This window comes from Janthinobacterium sp. BJB304, from assembly GCF_002735765.1.
In the GTDB taxonomy this organism is placed as follows: domain Bacteria; phylum Pseudomonadota; class Gammaproteobacteria; order Burkholderiales; family Burkholderiaceae_D; genus Janthinobacterium.
Map to the genome: position 1 here is coordinate 49,700 of NZ_PDZN01000017.1, position 14,718 is coordinate 64,417.

At 64.7% G+C, this 14,718-nt stretch carries 14 protein-coding genes; 12 read left to right on the forward strand and 2 right to left on the reverse strand.

All coding sequences use genetic code 11. From position 1 onward, the window contains the following. On the forward strand, positions 1-210 hold the full coding sequence (locus CSQ95_RS29210) for a hypothetical protein (RefSeq protein WP_139142937.1): 210 nt from the start codon (positions 1-3) through the stop codon (positions 208-210). 149 nt (positions 211-359) lie between these two features. Here CSQ95_RS29210 and ffh read toward each other — a convergent pair whose 3' ends face one another. Then, entirely contained in the window at positions 360-1,727 is a 1,368-nt protein-coding gene (ffh, locus tag CSQ95_RS19855; protein ID WP_034746567.1) for a signal recognition particle protein, read from the reverse strand. 239 nt (positions 1,728-1,966) lie between these two features. Between ffh and CSQ95_RS19860 the strand changes: the two genes are divergently transcribed. From CSQ95_RS19860 to CSQ95_RS19900, 9 genes are all read left to right on the forward strand, one after another. After that, positions 1,967-2,476, forward strand: a complete 510-nt coding sequence (locus CSQ95_RS19860; RefSeq protein ID WP_099410760.1) for a sigma-70 family RNA polymerase sigma factor — start codon at positions 1,967-1,969, stop codon at positions 2,474-2,476. After that, positions 2,473-3,465 (forward strand): FecR domain-containing protein, encoded by a 993-nt coding sequence (locus CSQ95_RS19865; RefSeq protein ID WP_180279111.1) that lies wholly within the window; start codon positions 2,473-2,475, stop codon positions 3,463-3,465. Before CSQ95_RS19860 ends, CSQ95_RS19865 begins: the two co-directional genes overlap by 4 nt. Positions 3,466-3,580: 115 nt before the next feature. Beyond that, a complete protein-coding gene (locus CSQ95_RS19870; RefSeq protein WP_218963625.1) occupies positions 3,581-5,779 on the forward strand; it encodes a TonB-dependent siderophore receptor in 2,199 nt (732 codons plus the stop codon). Positions 5,780-5,895: 116 nt separating this feature from the next. Beyond that, positions 5,896-6,177, forward strand: coding sequence for a hypothetical protein (locus CSQ95_RS19875; protein ID WP_083293410.1), 282 nt, complete (start codon positions 5,896-5,898; stop codon positions 6,175-6,177). Then, the gene (locus CSQ95_RS19880; RefSeq protein ID WP_180279112.1) at positions 6,174-7,877 is read left to right on the forward strand and encodes a PepSY domain-containing protein; all 1,704 of its coding nucleotides are present in this window, start codon (positions 6,174-6,176) and stop codon (positions 7,875-7,877) included. The genes CSQ95_RS19875 and CSQ95_RS19880 overlap by 4 nt, the downstream gene beginning before the upstream one ends. Next, complete coding sequence (locus tag CSQ95_RS19885; RefSeq protein ID WP_070218591.1) at positions 7,874-8,215, forward strand: DUF3325 domain-containing protein; 342 nt, start codon at positions 7,874-7,876, stop codon at positions 8,213-8,215. The genes CSQ95_RS19880 and CSQ95_RS19885 overlap by 4 nt, the downstream gene beginning before the upstream one ends. Before the next feature lie 91 nt (positions 8,216-8,306). After that, positions 8,307-9,494: an efflux RND transporter periplasmic adaptor subunit gene (locus CSQ95_RS19890; RefSeq protein WP_099410762.1), complete on the forward strand. Its 1,188-nt coding sequence runs from the start codon at positions 8,307-8,309 to the stop codon at positions 9,492-9,494. A 5-nt stretch (positions 9,495-9,499) separates the two neighbouring features. Further along, entirely contained in the window at positions 9,500-11,494 is a 1,995-nt protein-coding gene (locus CSQ95_RS19895) for a MacB family efflux pump subunit (protein ID WP_099410763.1), read from the forward strand. Positions 11,495-11,647: 153 nt separating this feature from the next. After that, the gene (locus CSQ95_RS19900) at positions 11,648-12,637 is read left to right on the forward strand and encodes an ABC transporter substrate-binding protein (RefSeq protein ID WP_373632506.1); all 990 of its coding nucleotides are present in this window, start codon (positions 11,648-11,650) and stop codon (positions 12,635-12,637) included. Positions 12,638-12,706: 69 nt separating this feature from the next. On the opposite strand, the gene CSQ95_RS19905 is transcribed toward CSQ95_RS19900, so the two are convergent. Further along, positions 12,707-13,246 (reverse strand): hypothetical protein, encoded by a 540-nt coding sequence (locus CSQ95_RS19905; RefSeq protein WP_099410764.1) that lies wholly within the window; start codon positions 13,244-13,246, stop codon positions 12,707-12,709. A 330-nt stretch (positions 13,247-13,576) separates the two neighbouring features. Here CSQ95_RS19905 and CSQ95_RS19910 point away from each other — a divergent pair, with 330 nt between their 5' ends. Together CSQ95_RS19910 and CSQ95_RS19915 are read left to right on the forward strand one after the other, a co-directional pair. Beyond that, complete coding sequence (locus tag CSQ95_RS19910) at positions 13,577-14,380, forward strand: inner membrane protein YpjD (protein WP_070218587.1); 804 nt, start codon at positions 13,577-13,579, stop codon at positions 14,378-14,380. Continuing rightward, complete coding sequence (locus CSQ95_RS19915; protein ID WP_070310132.1) at positions 14,377-14,631, forward strand: PP0621 family protein; 255 nt, start codon at positions 14,377-14,379, stop codon at positions 14,629-14,631. Before CSQ95_RS19910 ends, CSQ95_RS19915 begins: the two co-directional genes overlap by 4 nt. The last annotated feature ends 87 nt before the right edge of the window (positions 14,632-14,718 follow it).

Below are 14,718 nucleotides of genomic sequence, written 5' to 3' on the forward strand. Positions count from 1 at the left end.
ATGCAAGTGTTTTTCACGTTTTCACGAGGAAAAAGCAGGGAAATGGCAATGCTGTCGCCCGGGCGCACCGCTTGGGAGCGCAGAACGGCGTTTTTACCCGTAAATGGCATGGTTGCTGGCTATGCGGGGAGGGGCGCTGCGGAGGGCGGGAAGCGTGATGCCGGACACATGAAAATGCAATCCGGCATTATTTGGAACGGTGTTTTTTGATCTATCGACTTTCGATACGCGGCGTAAAAAAGGCCTTCAAAATCACAGCGAGCGGAGGTGATTTGTGGCAGAGAAGCGCAACCGTACTAAAGTACGGTGAGCATCGCCGGCCGCAAGGCGCCCCGCGCAGCGGATTTTGAAGCCTTCCACTACCTCATGCCAGGCATCATGCCTTTCATACTGCGCATCATCTTCATCATGCCGCCGCCCGACAATTTCTTCATCATCGTCTGCATCTGCTCGAATTGCGTCAGCATGCGGTTCACTTCCTGCACCTGCACGCCGGCGCCGGCGGCGATGCGGCGCTTGCGCGTGGCCTTGATCAGTTCAGGCTTGGCGCGTTCCTGCGGCGTCATCGAATCGATGATGCCGCACATGCGGCGCACCTGCTTATCGGCCTGATCCATGTTCTTGCCGCCTGCCGCCTGCTGGAACTGGGCCGGCAGCTTGTCCATCAGGTTGGCCATGCCGCCCATTTTCTTCATCTGGCCCAATTGCGCCTTGAAGTCGTTCATGTCGAACTTGCCGCCGACCTTGATCTTTTGCGCCAGATCGGCCGCTGCCTTGCTGTCGACGCCCTTGCGCGCTTCTTCGACCAGCGCGAGGATGTCGCCCATGCCGAGGATGCGGTTGGCCATGCGGGTCGGATCGAACGCTTCCAGGCCGTCGAGTTTTTCCGAGACACCGGCAAACTTGATCGGCTTGCCCGTGATGTGGCGCACGGACAGGGCGGCACCGCCGCGTGCATCGCCATCGAGCTTCGTCAGCACGATACCGGTCAGCGGCAGCGCATCATTGAAGGCCTTGGCCGTATTGATGGCGTCCTGGCCCAGCATGGCGTCGACGACGAACAGGGTTTCGATCGGTTTCACGGCGCCGTGGACGGCGGCGATTTCGCGCATCATCTCTTCGTCGATACCGAGACGGCCCGCCGTATCGATGATCAGCACGTCGTGGTAGTGCTTTTTCGCCCAGTCCAGCGCGGCCAGGGCGATATCAACCGGCTTGTCCGTGCTGGTGGACGGGAAGAAGTCGGCGCCGACCTGGGCGGTGACCGATTGCAGCTGGGCGATCGCGGCGGGACGGTACACGTCGGCCGAGACGGTCAGCACTTTCTTCTTCTTTTCTTCCTTCAGGTACTTCGCCAGCTTGCCGACGGTGGTGGTTTTACCCACACCTTGCAGACCGGCCATCAGGATGATGGCGGGCGGCTGCTGCGCAAAGCTGATCTGCGACGCTTCCGGTCCCAGGTCGGCGCCCATCAGGGCGGCCAGCTCGCGCTGCACCACGCCAACGAGGGCCTGGCCTGGCGTCAGCGAGGAAATGACATCCTCGCCCATGGCTTTTTCTTTGACTTTGGCGATGAATTCGCGCACGGCGGGCAGGGCGACGTCGGCTTCGAGCAGCGCCAGGCGCACTTCGCGCAGCATGTCGGCGGTGTTCGCTTCGGTCAGGCGCGCCTCGCCGCGCATGGTCTTGACGACTTTGGCAAGCCGTTGGGTGAGATTATCTAGCATGATGAACCTGCAATGAAAAGCTTGGGAGTGGGCGGCGCAAGCCGGACGATGGCCGTCATTTTACCTTATCGCGGGTGGCTGGCGGTCCCGCGCAGCAGCGCCTGGCGGTTGGCCGGCTTTTGAATGAGTTGGTATTTCTGCCAATGCCACGATTGCATGAAAGTCAAAAACACGGTTAAAATGAGAATAATTCTTATTTACATTCGTGGGCGCGTCGCGCCAGACCGGAAAGGGATGCCATGTCGGCGGCCGATTTTGCACAGCAACAAGACCTGCACGCGCTCTACAGCAGCCATCACGGCTGGCTGCAGGGCTGGCTGCGGCATAAGCTGGGCAATGCGGGCGACGCGGCGGATCTGGCGCAAGACACCTTCATCAGCGTGCTGACGGCCGCTTCCGCGCCGCAGATCCGCGAAGCGCGGCCTTTTCTCGCCACCGTCGCGCGCCGCCTGGTGGCGCACCGCTACCGCCGGCAAGTGCTGGAAGACGCCTACCTGGAGGCGCTCGCCTGCCTGCCGCCCGAGGTGGTGCCCGCGCCGGAAGCGCGGCTGCTGGCGCTGGAAGCCTTGCAGGAGATCGACCTGGCCCTCGACGGCTTGCCGGGTCCCGTGCGCACGGCGTTCTTGCTGGCGCAGCTCGAAGGCCTCAGCTATGCCGAGATCGCCGCGCGCCTGAACGTATCGGCCAGCTCGGTCAAGCAATACCTGACGCGCGCCAACCGCCAGGTGTTTTTCTCGCTGCCGGCATGAGCACGGCGGCAGAACCGGCGGCACCGCCAGCCATCCGCGAGGACGTGCAGCAGCAGGCGGCCGAGTGGCTGACCGTGCTGATGTCTAGCGAGGCCAGCGAAGCGCAGCAGGCCGCCTGGCAGCGCTGGCGCGCCGCCGACCCGGAACATGAACGGGCCTGGCGGCATATCGAAGCGGTATCGCGGCGCTTCAACGGCTTGCACCGTGGCGCGGCCGCGCAGGCGCTGGCCGGCACGCAGCGCAAAGCCGTCAACGGCAAGCGGCGCCAGGTGCTGGCGTGGCTGGGCGTGGCGGCCGGCGGCGGCATGCTGGCCGCGCAGACGGGCGCCTGGGACGGCGTGCGCACCCTGCGTGCCGACTACCGCACGGCCACGGGCGAGCGGCGCGAGGTGGTGCTGGACGATGGCAGCGTGCTCAGCCTGAATACGGGATCGGCAGTCAACGTGCGTTTCGACGCCAGCCGCCGCCTGATCGAACTGCTGGCCGGTGAGATCCTCGTCGTTAGCGGCCACGGCGCCGGCAGCGCCGCGCCTTTGGTGGTGGCCACGCGCGAAGGCCTGGTGCGCGCGCTGGGCACGCGCTTTGCCGTGCGCCAGCAAGATGACTACAGCACGGTGGACGTGTTGGAAAGCGCCGTGGAAATCCGTCCCCGCGACAGTGCCGGCGCGCCAATGCTGCTGGCGGCCGGGCGCGGCGTGGCATTTTCCCGCCAGACGCTGGACGCGCCGCACGCCATCGCTGCGTATGCGCATGCCTGGTCGCGCGGGCAGCTGATCGTCGACGACGTGACCCTGGGCGATTTCCTGGCCGACCTGGCCCGTTACCGCCCCGGCGTGATCGACTGCGCGCCGGCAGTGGCCCAGCTGCGCCTGTCGGGCGTGTTCCCGCTGGCCGACACGCAGCGCATTTTGAACATGCTGCCCAACTCGCTGCCGGTGCAGGTCCGCAGCCGCACGCGCTATTGGGTCAGCGTCGAGCCGGCGTCATAGCACGCTGCGCAGAAATATTTAGCCATCCGGCTGCCCGTTTTTCGTTTTCGCGGCACCTACAAGGTAGGCGCCTGTTTTTTACCGTCTCATGACGCCATTACTATCAGGAACTTTCATGTCGCACGCTTTGCCTTTTGTCAGTTTGCCATCCTCTCACTCCTCACTGCGTCCGCTGGCGCAAGCCGCCGCGGCCCTGTGCCTGGCCGCCAGCCTGCCGGCGCTGGCGCAGCAGGCGCCAGCCATTCCCGCGACCGAGCAAACCATGCTCGGCGTATCCGTCACGGCGGGGCGCGATGCGACGACGGAAGGCAGCGGCTCCTACACGACGGGCGTGAGCAACACGGCAACCAAGCTGAACCTGTCGCTGCGCGAAACGCCGCAGTCGGTCAGCGTGCTGACGCGCCAGCAGATCGACGACCTGGGCATCACAACCCTGGACGACGCCGTGCAGTCGATCACGGGTCTTGTCATGCAAAAGGGCAACTTTACGGGCGATTCGGGCAGTTTCAGCGCGCGGGGATTTCCAATCGACAACATCCTGTTCGACGGCTTGCCTACCAGCCTGGGCGCGAACGGCACGTTCAATGGCGACAATGACGACCTGGCCATCTATGACCGCATCGAGGTGGTGCGCGGCGCCACGGGCTTGATGACGGGCAGCGGCACGCCCAGCGCGGCCATCAACATGGTGCGCAAGCGCCCGACGGCCACGCCGCAAGCGTCGTTCTCGGCCAGCATCGGCAGCTGGAGCAACTACCGGCTGGAAGCCGATGCGGCCAACGCGCTCAACGCAGCGAAGACCCTGCGCGGGCGCATGGTCGTCACGGTGCAGGACAAGAAGGATTTTGTCGACGTGCTGCATGGACGCAATCACCAGCTGTACGGCATCATCGAGGCCGATCTGCGTCCCGATACCACGTTGACCGTGGGCGCCCACTACCGCAAGACCGATAACGACGGAGTGACGACGGGCGTGGTGACGGCCGCCGACGGCCGCTTTTTGAATTTGCCCCGCTCCACCTACCTGGGCAGCGATTTCGACGGCTGGCGCCAGACCGATAAAACCATCTTCGCCGAACTGGAACACCGCTTCGGCAACGGCTGGAAGGCCAAGCTGGCGGCCACGCGCAAGACGCCCGAGATCGACACGACGTTTTCCGGCATCAACCGCCGCGGCGACACCCTGCGCTTCAATTCGCAAAGCTACCGCGCCGAACTGGCCAACACCAGTTATGACGCCTATGCGAGCGGCGGCTACAGCCTGTTCGGCCGCGAGCACGAGCTGACCGTCGGCGCCAGCCACCGCCGTTCGTCGAAAAACAGCTATGGCGGCTGGGCGCCGTACAGCTGGGGCGCGGCTGCACCCGTGCTCGACCCGTTCCACTGGGATGCGGGCAGCGTGGCGCGCCCCGTCATCAATTACGCGCAGTGGCGCACGGCCAGCATTACCGAGCAAAGCGGCGTGTATGCGGGCACGCGCCTGCGCCTGACCGAGCCGCTGTCGCTGGTGCTGGGCGGGCGCGTGAGCTGGTACAAGGACGATGCCGGCTACTCGGTGGCGCGCGAATTCACGCCGTACGCCGGTGTCGTATATGACCTCGACAAGCAGCATTCCGTGTACGCCAGCTGGACCGAGATCTTCCAGCCGCAGGCGTCCACCGATGCCAATGCGCGGCCCCTGAAACCGATCAGCGGCACCAACTACGAAGCGGGCGTGAAAGGCGAATACTTCGGCGGCGCCCTCAATGCCAGCGCGGCCGTGTTCCAGATCCGCCAGCAGAACCGCGGCGTGGACGACCTGGCCGGCCCGAATCCCTGCCCCGGCAGCACCTGGGGCTATTGCCAGCGCGCGTCGGGCGAAGTGCGCAGCGAAGGTGTGGAGCTGGACGTGGCGGGCGCGCTGACGCCGGACTGGCAGCTGTCGGCCGGTTTTACGTATGTGAAGGCGCAATTCACGCGCGACAGCGATCCGGCCAATATCGGCAAGGATTTCAACAGCCGCTATCCGCGCCAGCAGCTCAAGCTGGCCACCAGCTACCGCCTGTCCGGCGCCGCACAGGGCTGGCGCGTCGGCGCGTCGGTGTACGGGCAGGGCGCGACCGAGTCGAGCGACGGCACCTACCATCTGCGCCAGGGCCGCTATGCGATCGTGGGCCTGAACGCGGCCTGGCAGATCGACAGCCGCGCCGAGCTGCGCCTGAACGTCAACAATGCGCTGGACAAGCACTATTACCAGAGCATCTATTCCGATGTCTTCGGCAACCTGGCAGGGGCGCCGCGCAACGTGATGCTGACATTGAACTACAAACTGTAAACAATCACTTTTGAATGACCTATCTTGATGAAGGATGCATGGCTTATGGATGTGCAGTTGAATCTGGCCCACGCCAGTAATGGCGTGAGCCTGCGTATGCCACGGGGAGTGCCGCGATGATGAAGTCGGCCCACATGATGTTGTTTTCGCGCGTGCTTGCCGCCGTCTTTGGCGGCTATGCGCTCACGTCCGGCGTGGCCGTGCTGCTGGCGGCCGTGCTGCCGCTGTCGCGCGCCGAAGCCGTGCTGACGGCGACCCTGAGCGCCTTTGTCGTCTACACCTGCGCCGTGATCTGGGTCTTTGCCGTGCAAGACCTGCGCCGCGCCTGGCTGGGCATGCTGTTGCCAGCGATCCTGTGCGGCGGCATCGGCCTGCTGCTGTCGCGGGGTGCCGCATGAACGCCGTCAAGGTAGACAAAGTGGTGAAAACGCCGCAGCAGGGCGGCTTGCGCCAGGCCATGGCCTGGCTGCATACCTGGAGCGGCCTGTGGATTTCCTGGCTGCTGTTCGCCATCTTCCTGACCGGCACCCTGGCCGTCTTCGACGACCCGATCGGCCACTGGATGACGCCCGAACACGCGTTGGAAGAAGCGGCGCATGCGAACGATCCGCCGTTGCCGAAGGTCACGGACCGTGGCCACCGCCTGGAGCTGGCGCTCGATTTCATGGCGAAGGAACACCCGAAGGCGGACATGTGGGAAATCTGGCCCGTGCAGCGCCCCGGCCACGGCCTTTCCGCCTACTGGTTCCAACCCAGCGGCGGCTATGGCTCGGCGGAGCTCGATCCGCTGACGGGCGCCGTCATCGAACATGCGCGCGAGGCAACGGAACGGGAAACCATCGGCGGCCACCATTTCGTCGATTTCCACTACGAGCTGCACGCGGGGCGCATCGGCGTCTGGATCGTCGGCATCACCACCATGATCATGCTGGTGGCGCTCGTGAGCGGCGTCATCACGCACAAGCGCATCTTCAAGGATTTCTTCACCTTCCGCCCGGCCAAGGGCCAGCGCTCGTGGCTCGACGCGCACAACGCCGTGGCCGTGCTGACCTTGCCGTTCCAGTTCATGATCGCCTACACGGGCCTGGCATTTTTCAGCGATGACTATGTGCCGGCCCCCGTGGCCGCGCAATACGGCATGAACAATCCCAAGAAAGCCTTTTTGAGCGACTGGAACGACGCGGGAAAACCTGTGAAGACGGGCCAGCCGCTGGCCATTCCCGCGCTGGAATCGTTCGCGCAGCGCGCCGAACAGTCCATCGGCCAGGAAATCCGCGCCGTGGTACTGGACAATCCGAACGACGCCTCCATGCGCGTGTGCATGTACGGCTGGAATGAAGAGACGGATACGATGGAACGCATCAGCGCCAACACGGGCAGGGCTTGCTATGCGCTGGCCACGGGCGAGCAGACCGCCTTGCGCCTGCCCGGCGCGTCCGACACGGGCGGCGCGGGCCTGACGCGCTCCGTCATGTCGAATCTGCACATGGTGGGTTTTGGCGGCACGCCCATGCGCTGGCTGTACTTCTTCTGCGGCCTGGCCGGCACGGCCATGATGGGCACGGGTGCGATCATGTTCATGGTCAAGCGCCGCCAGAAGTCGGGCGGCGAGTTCGGCGCTTACACGCAGCGCGTCTACCGCGTCATCGAATGCCTGAACGTGGCGGCGATTGCCGGCCTGTCCATCGCCTGCGTGGGCTTCCTGTGGGCGAACCGTTTGATCCCCGTCGGCCTCGAGCACCGCGCCGGCTGGGAAGTGCGCGCCTTCTTCGGCGTGTGGTTTTTGATGCTCGTGCACGCCTGCGTGCGCGCGGAAAAGCGCGCGTGGATCGAGCAACTGGGCTTGCTGGCCGCCCTGTGCCTGCTGCTGCCTGTGCTCAATGTCCTGAGCACGGGCGACAACCTGGCGGCGCAAATCGCGCGCGGCGACTGGGAAAGCGCCGGCGTGGAGCTGGGCAGCATGGCCTTCGGCCTGCTGGCCGCCTGGGGCGCGTGGAAAGTCCACCAGCGCAAGGAAAAACCGGTAAAAAAGGCTGCTGCCAAGGAAAGCGCTACGCCCTCGGTCAGCCTGCACGTCACTACGGAAGGACAGTCATGATTAACACCATCCTGTGCGCGCTGGGCCTGTCGTATGCGGGCATGGCCAGCCTCTCCCTGGCGATGGACCGCCACCATGGCCAGGTCTGGGGCAGGGACGCGGCGCCGAACGTGCGGCGCGCGCTGCAGCTGGCGGGTGCCGTCCTGCTGGCGCTGGCCATCTGGCCTTGCGTGGCCGGCTGGAGCGCCACCGTCGGCGTCGTCGCCTGGCTGGGTTTCATTTCGGCCGGCGCGCTGCTGGTGGCCCTGCTGCTGCCGTATGCGCCCCGATTGCTGTTGCGTAGTTCCCTGCTGGCAGCCGTCGCCGCGCTGGCAGGTCTTGTGACGTTCCTGCGGTGATGTCCACCGCTATTTTCAAGGATAGACCGATGTATTTTTCACGTTTGGCGACACCGATTTACTGTATCTGCAACCGCAAGGCGGCTTCCTGATGGCGGCCCGCCTGCCTTCGCGCCGCGCCCGCATCCTCGGCGGCGTGGTCTTGCTGGCGCTGTTTGGCGCCGGCGCACTGTGGGCCACGCGCGGCCCGGCCACCGTGTTCGACACGGCACCCGTCAAGCGCGGCAATATCGAGGCCAGCGTCACGGCCATCGGCACCCTGCAGCCGCAAACCTATGTCGACGTGGGTGCGCAGGTGTCGGGCCAGATCACGCGCCTGCACGTGCAGCCCGGCAGCGCCGTGGAAAAAGGCCAGTTGCTGGCCGAGATCGACCCCAGCGTGCAGCAAGCCACGGTCGATGCGGGCCGCGCCGCCCTGGCGGGCTTGCGCGCGCAGCTGGCCGACCAGCAGGCGCAGCACCGCCTGGCGGGCCAGCAGCACGTGCGCCAGAAGCAGATGGCCAAGTTCGATTCGACGCCGCTGGCCGACCTGGAGACGGCCGAAGCCACCCTGGCGTCGGCCGGCGCCAAGATCGACCACCTGAAGGCGCAGATAGACCAGACCCAGGCCAGCCTGAAGGCGGACGAGGCGCGCCTCGGCTATACGCGCATCTACGCGCCCATGGCCGGCAAGGTGGTGGGCCTGGACGCGAAGGAAGGGCAAACCCTGAACGCCACCTACCAGACGCCGAACATCCTGCGCATCGCCGACCTGTCGGCCATGACCGTATGGACGGAAGTGTCGGAAGCGGACGTGCGCCGCGTGCGCCCGGACATGCCCGTGTACTTCACCACCCTGGGCGGCGACCAGCGGCGCTGGAGCGGCAAGGTGCGGCAAGTGCTGCCGGCGCCGCCGGTGCCCGGTGGTTCCGCCGCCGGCACGGCCCTGGCGCCGTCGACCAGCAAGGTGATCTTGTATACCGTGCTGTTCGACGTCGATAACGCCGATGGCGAATTGATGCCGCAGATGACGGCGCAAGTGGTGTTTGTCACGGCAGCGGCGAACAATGTGCTGGCCGTGCCCTTGCCGGCCCTGAAACCATCGACGGAAGAAGGCGCCAAGCCGGGGCAGTTCACGGCCCGCGTGATGGATGCGGACGGCAAGGTCGATACGCGCGCCGTCACCGTGGGCGTGCGCAACCGCCTCAGCGCGGAAGTGCTGCAAGGCTTGCGCGAAGGCGAATTGCTGGTCACGGGCGAGCAGCCGGCCGGCAGCGGCAGCAGCAGGTTCCAGCTGTGAGCGCGATGAGCGAGGCCGCTTCTCTGGGACAAAGCGGAGAAGGCGGCCAGGCGGCGCCCCTGATCGAGCTTGCCGGCATCCGCAAGCGCTACGGCGGCCACGATGGCGCGCCGGCCGTGGAAGTGTTGCGCGGCTTGACCCTGGCTATCGGCGCCGGCGAATTCGTCGCCATCGTCGGCGCGTCCGGTTCCGGCAAGTCGACCCTGATGCATTTGCTCGGGTGCCTGGACCGGCCCAGCGACGGCACTTACTGTTTCGCCGGCCAGGACGTGGCCAGCCTGAATCCCGATGAACTGGCGTGGCTGCGGCGCGAGGCGTTCGGCTTCGTCTTCCAGGGCTACCACCTGATCGCCACCGAATCGGCGCGCGAAAACGTGGAAGTGCCGGCCCTGTACGCGGGCATGCCGGCCGCGGCCCGCCACGCCCGCTCGGAAGCGCTGCTCAAGCGCCTGGGCCTGGGCGAGCGGCTCGACCACCGGCCGAATCAATTGTCGGGCGGGCAGCAGCAGCGCGTGTCGATCGCACGTGCCCTGATGAATGGGGGGCGCATCATCCTCGCCGATGAACCGACGGGGGCGTTAGATAGCAGCAGCGGCGCCGAAGTCATGGCCCTCTTGGGCGAACTGGCCGACGCGGGCCATACCATCATCCTCATCACGCATGACCGCAAGGTGGCGGCCCAGGCGCGCCGCGTGATCGAGATCAGCGACGGCGAAATCATCGCGGACTCGGGCGCCATCGCCATTCCCGCCACATCGACGGCCCTGCCGCCGCTGGACATGTCGCGCGCCGCGCACGACACGGGCGCGTCGCTGGGCACGGAATTGCTCGATGCGGCGCGCGCCGCCTGGCGCGTGCTGTGGATCAACCGCTTCCGCACGGGCTTGACCCTGCTCGGCATCGTCATCGGCGTCGCTTCCGTGATCGTCATGCTGGCCATCGGCCTGGGCACGCGCCAGCAAGTGATGGCGCAACTGGGCGCCTTCGGCTCGAACTTGCTGTACATGGCGTCGCGCGGCGAAAGCTCGCGCATCCCCGGGCGCAGCATCACCCTGGCCGACCTCGATGCGCTCAAGGACGTGCCGGGCATTTCCCACGTGCTGCCGAATGTCACGGGCAACAAGGTGATACGCCACGGTAACCTCGACGTGCAGACCTATGTGCGCGGCACGGGGCCGGCCCTGCCGCAGATCCAGACCTGGCCCGTGGCCAAGGGCGGTTTCTTTACCGAGGAAGACGAGCGCGAAATGGCCACCGTGGCCGTGCTGGGCGCGCACCTGGCCGAAAAGCTGATGCCCGACGTGCCCAATCCCGTGGGGCAGAGCATCCTGATCGGCAATGTGCCGTTCCAGGTGATCGGCGTGATGAGCGCGAAAGGCGCGCTGACGGGCGAGAAGGATGAAGACGACGTGCTGCTGCTGCCGTTTTCCACGGCCGGCATCCGCGTCTTCGGCCAGCGCGAGCCGACGTACACGGTGATGGCAGTGGACGACGTCAAGCGCGTGACGGAGGTCGAGGCAGCGGTCGACGCCACCATGTTCGAGCGCCACCGCATCCGCGACTATGGCATCAGCAACGCGGCCGCGTCGATCGCCGCCGAAGCCAAGACGCAGGACAACATGACCATGATGCTCAGCCTGATCGCCGCCGTCTCGCTGGTGGTGGGCGGCATCGGCGTCATGAACGTGATGCTGATGACGGTGCGCGAGCGCACGCGTGAAATCGGCATCCGCATGGCGACGGGCGCGCGCCGGCGCGACATCCTGCGCCAGTTCCTCACCGAAGCCGTGCTGGTGTCGGTGGTGGGCGGCGTGGCCGGCATCGTGGTCGGCGTGACGGTGGCCGGCCTGCTGCTGGTATGGGACGTGCCCGTGATCTTTTCGCTGAGCGCCATCGCCGGGGCATTTGCCTGCGCCGTGGTGACGGGGCTGGTGTTTGGCTTCATGCCGGCGCGCAAGGCATCGGGACTCGATCCGGTGGTGGCGCTGGCGGGACAGTAGTAACAAGCAGTAGCAACAACGCCGGCAGCGTGGCTGCCGGCAAAAAAATGTTGCCCTGGCTCTAACACGCGGTACTATCTCCCCATAATAAGAAGCCGTGTTTCGCATAGCTGTGCCCTGACGGGCACACGTCAACCACCACAGGAGAACCCGATGCAGAAAAAATCAACCTTGAAGACCGGTATTGCCGCCGCCCTCATGCTGGCGTTCGGCATGGGCGCCGTGCAGGCACAGGCGCAGGAAGTCGTGCGCCTGGGTAACTTGAAATTCGCCCACTACGGCGCCGTGTCGTACATCAAGGAAATCGCGCCCAAGTGCGGCATCAAGGTCGAAGAGCATGTCTTCGCCAAGGGCCTCGACGTGATGCAGGCAATTATCGCGGGCGAGCTGGACGTGGGCGCGACGGCGTCCGAAGCGGCCATTTCCGGCCGCGCCGGCGGCGCGCCGATCTATGTGGTGGCCGGTTTTGCCAAGGGCGGCGCGCGCCTGGTGGCGGGCGCCGGGCAAAAGATCGCCAGCGTCAAGGAACTCAAGGGCAAGCGCGTGGGCGTGACGCGCGGCGGCATCCAGGAAGTGCTGCTGCTGGCCGAGCTGTCGCAGGCGGGTCTGACGTATTCGGAAACCAAGGGCAAGGACGTGCAGCTGGTGTTCCTCGCCTACGCCGACTTGAACCAGGCGCTGATGGGCAAGAATATCGACGCCATGATGCAGTCGGAACCGCAATCGTCGCAGGCGATCAACAAGGGTTTTGGCACCGAAGTCATCAAACCGTACGACACGCCGATCGGCGAGCCTGTGCGGACCATGGTGATGACGGAAAAGTTCTACAAGGAACGCCGTCCTGTGGCGGAAAAATTCATGCGCTGCTTCGTCGAAGCGACGAAAACCTTTATCGACAACAAGGCGACGGCGGAAAAGTATGTGCGCGAAGTCGTGTTCCGCGGCCAGATCACGAAGGATGACTTCGACGACGCGATCAGCAATTCGCCGTATTCGTACGACATCTCGCCCGAGCATATCCAGGTCACCACGGACGTGATGGTGAAAACGGGCGTGGGCCGCATGACGAAGCCGCCTGTGGCCAAGGACTGGGTCAAGACGGACTTGCTGGAGCAGGCGAAAAAGAGCCTGAACGTGAAGTAAATCAGGCAACCATTAAAAAAACCTCCGTGCCAGCGATGGCGCGGAGGTTTTTTTTGTGGAGGCGTGGCCTTAGCGGGCGTTAAAACCCATCCAGCCTTTTTCCGTTTGCCGGAAGCTCAAGGTGTAGATGCGCGTCAGTTCATCGCCTTTCTTCAACTGGCGGCTGATGATGGCGCCGTAATTGTCTTGCACGAGCTGGTCCGACCATTGCAGCAGGTTCTCGAAACGCTCGGCCGTCATCGCCGCCTGGCGCGCCAGCAGCGGTGCGGGAATCGCCTTCTTTTCCTGCTGCTGCGTCCAGAATTCGCGGAACACCTTGTTTTCGCCGCCCATGCCGCGCGCCATCAGGCCCAAACCCATGGTCATGCCCACGGAGCCGTCCGTCTTGGCCTGCGCTTCGAGCTTGTCGGCCACGTCGGCCAGCAATTCCAGGTAGCCCACCTTGGCGCGCAGCACGGCCGAGCCCTTGATTTCATATTGCTCGTTCTCTTTCCAGCCATTGAGCTTTTCCAGCTTCGCGATGTCGAAGTAATCCTTGTACAGGTCATAGTCCTGGATCGAGGTACGGAAATACTCTTCGTACGTGGATTGTGACGGCGCATCTTTCATGCAGCCGCTTAATATAGTGCAGGCGGCCAGCAGCAGACAGGTCCAGGAAATTTTTTTGAAAGAAAACATGGCGATGGGGGCAGGTGGCGAAAGGTCGATGATTATTGCTCTGTGGACATAATTATAGGACTGGCTAATCAGGATGGCAACGTGGCCGCGACGCGGCGACCGTACATGGAAGGAAAGATTGCCGAAATCTTGAGGGTGCGCCACCCCGTCGCGCCCGAGGCACGATATCATGGCAGGCTTGCGGTATCGGCTGGCGCCAATTGCCTACAGCCCATACTGTCGCTTGAATCGCGCTTGCCGGCTATGGTGTAAACTTAAACTATGCAGATCTATTTCTTTTTCATCGCCGCCCTGTTGTACGCGGCGTGCGCGGTGCTTCCCTCGTCCCGTGCCCGGCTCATTGCCGGCCTGACCGGCGTCGCCTGGCTGGCGCACGCCGCCACCCTGTGGTTCGACCTGATGGCGCCGGGCACCTTGCGCTTCGGTTTTTCCGCCATGCTGTCGGCCGCGCTATGGGTCTCGGTGGGCGCCTACTGGATAGAGAACCGCAATTTCAGCCTGGATGGACTGCGCCGCATGGTCATGCCCAGCGCCGTCATCGCCATCGGCCTGGCCTGGGCCTTTCCCGGCAGCCAGGTCAGCATGGAAGGCAAGTCGGCCGTCTTCGGCTGGCATATCGCCGTGGCCGTGCTCGCCTACAGCACCTTGACGATTGCCGCCTTTCACGCCGTGCTGATGGCGCTGCAGGAATCGCGGCTGCATACGCGCAGCGAAAGCCGCGGCTTCATCGGCAGCGCGCTGGACCAGCTGCCAGCCCTGCTGACGATGGAAAAGCTGCTGTTCCGCATGATCGGCCTCGGTTTTATTTTGCTCAGCTTGACCGTGCTGTCGGGCATCGTGTTTTCCGAGCAATTATTTGGCAAGGCGCTCAACTGGGATCACAAATCGGTGTTTACCATGCTGTCGTGGCTATTGTTTGCCGCCCTGCTGGCGGGGCGCCGCTTTCGCGGCTGGCGCGGCAAGACGGCGCTGAGCTTCACCCTGGCCGGTTTCGCCACCTTGTTGCTGGCCTATGTCGGCAGCCGTTTTGTACTGGAAGTGGTTTTACACCGAGGATTCGCATGACACGTGTTTTATTCTGGCTGGCGCTGGTGTTCCTGGTGCTGTTTGCTATCCGCAGCAAGATCCGGGGCATGCAGCAGCGCGCCCGCGCGCAGCAGCAGCCGAATCCGTTTGCGCCGCCGGGCCGGCCGCAGGAGTTGCCCGATGCCGAGCTGATGCTGTGCTGCGCCCATTGCGGCGTGTACTATCCGGCCTCGGAAAACGTGCAGGCCAAGGGTCACGATTACTGCAGCCACGCGCACGCCACCGTGTAAGGGCAAGCGCGCAGCTTCGCGCGCGTTGCTCATCCGTATCGTAACGACCTCCGGCATTCGTCCGGCGTAGCATCTGCAGCAGGCGGT

What these genes read in the sequence shown, in the direction of transcription:
- CSQ95_RS19900 (WP_373632506.1), top strand. Translation starts at nt 11,648, where the DNA reads ATGCAGAAAAAATCAACCTTGAAGACCGGTATTGCCGCCGCCCTCATG.
- CSQ95_RS19880 (WP_180279112.1), top strand. Translation starts at nt 6,174, where the DNA reads ATGAACGCCGTCAAGGTAGACAAAGTGGTGAAAACGCCGCAGCAGGGC.
- CSQ95_RS19870 (WP_218963625.1), top strand. Translation starts at nt 3,581, where the DNA reads ATGTCGCACGCTTTGCCTTTTGTCAGTTTGCCATCCTCTCACTCCTCA.
- CSQ95_RS19860 (WP_099410760.1), top strand. Translation starts at nt 1,967, where the DNA reads ATGTCGGCGGCCGATTTTGCACAGCAACAAGACCTGCACGCGCTCTAC.
- CSQ95_RS19915 (WP_070310132.1), top strand. Translation starts at nt 14,377, where the DNA reads ATGACACGTGTTTTATTCTGGCTGGCGCTGGTGTTCCTGGTGCTGTTT.
- ffh (WP_034746567.1), bottom strand. Translation starts at nt 1,727, where the DNA reads ATGCTAGATAATCTCACCCAACGGCTTGCCAAAGTCGTCAAGACCATG.
- CSQ95_RS19890 (WP_099410762.1), top strand. Translation starts at nt 8,307, where the DNA reads ATGGCGGCCCGCCTGCCTTCGCGCCGCGCCCGCATCCTCGGCGGCGTG.
- CSQ95_RS29210 (WP_139142937.1), top strand. Translation starts at nt 1, where the DNA reads ATGCAAGTGTTTTTCACGTTTTCACGAGGAAAAAGCAGGGAAATGGCA.
- CSQ95_RS19865 (WP_180279111.1), top strand. Translation starts at nt 2,473, where the DNA reads ATGAGCACGGCGGCAGAACCGGCGGCACCGCCAGCCATCCGCGAGGAC.
- CSQ95_RS19875 (WP_083293410.1), top strand. Translation starts at nt 5,896, where the DNA reads ATGATGAAGTCGGCCCACATGATGTTGTTTTCGCGCGTGCTTGCCGCC.
- CSQ95_RS19885 (WP_070218591.1), top strand. Translation starts at nt 7,874, where the DNA reads ATGATTAACACCATCCTGTGCGCGCTGGGCCTGTCGTATGCGGGCATG.
- CSQ95_RS19910 (WP_070218587.1), top strand. Translation starts at nt 13,577, where the DNA reads ATGCAGATCTATTTCTTTTTCATCGCCGCCCTGTTGTACGCGGCGTGC.
- CSQ95_RS19895 (WP_099410763.1), top strand. Translation starts at nt 9,500, where the DNA reads ATGAGCGAGGCCGCTTCTCTGGGACAAAGCGGAGAAGGCGGCCAGGCG.
- CSQ95_RS19905 (WP_099410764.1), bottom strand. Translation starts at nt 13,246, where the DNA reads ATGAAAGATGCGCCGTCACAATCCACGTACGAAGAGTATTTCCGTACC.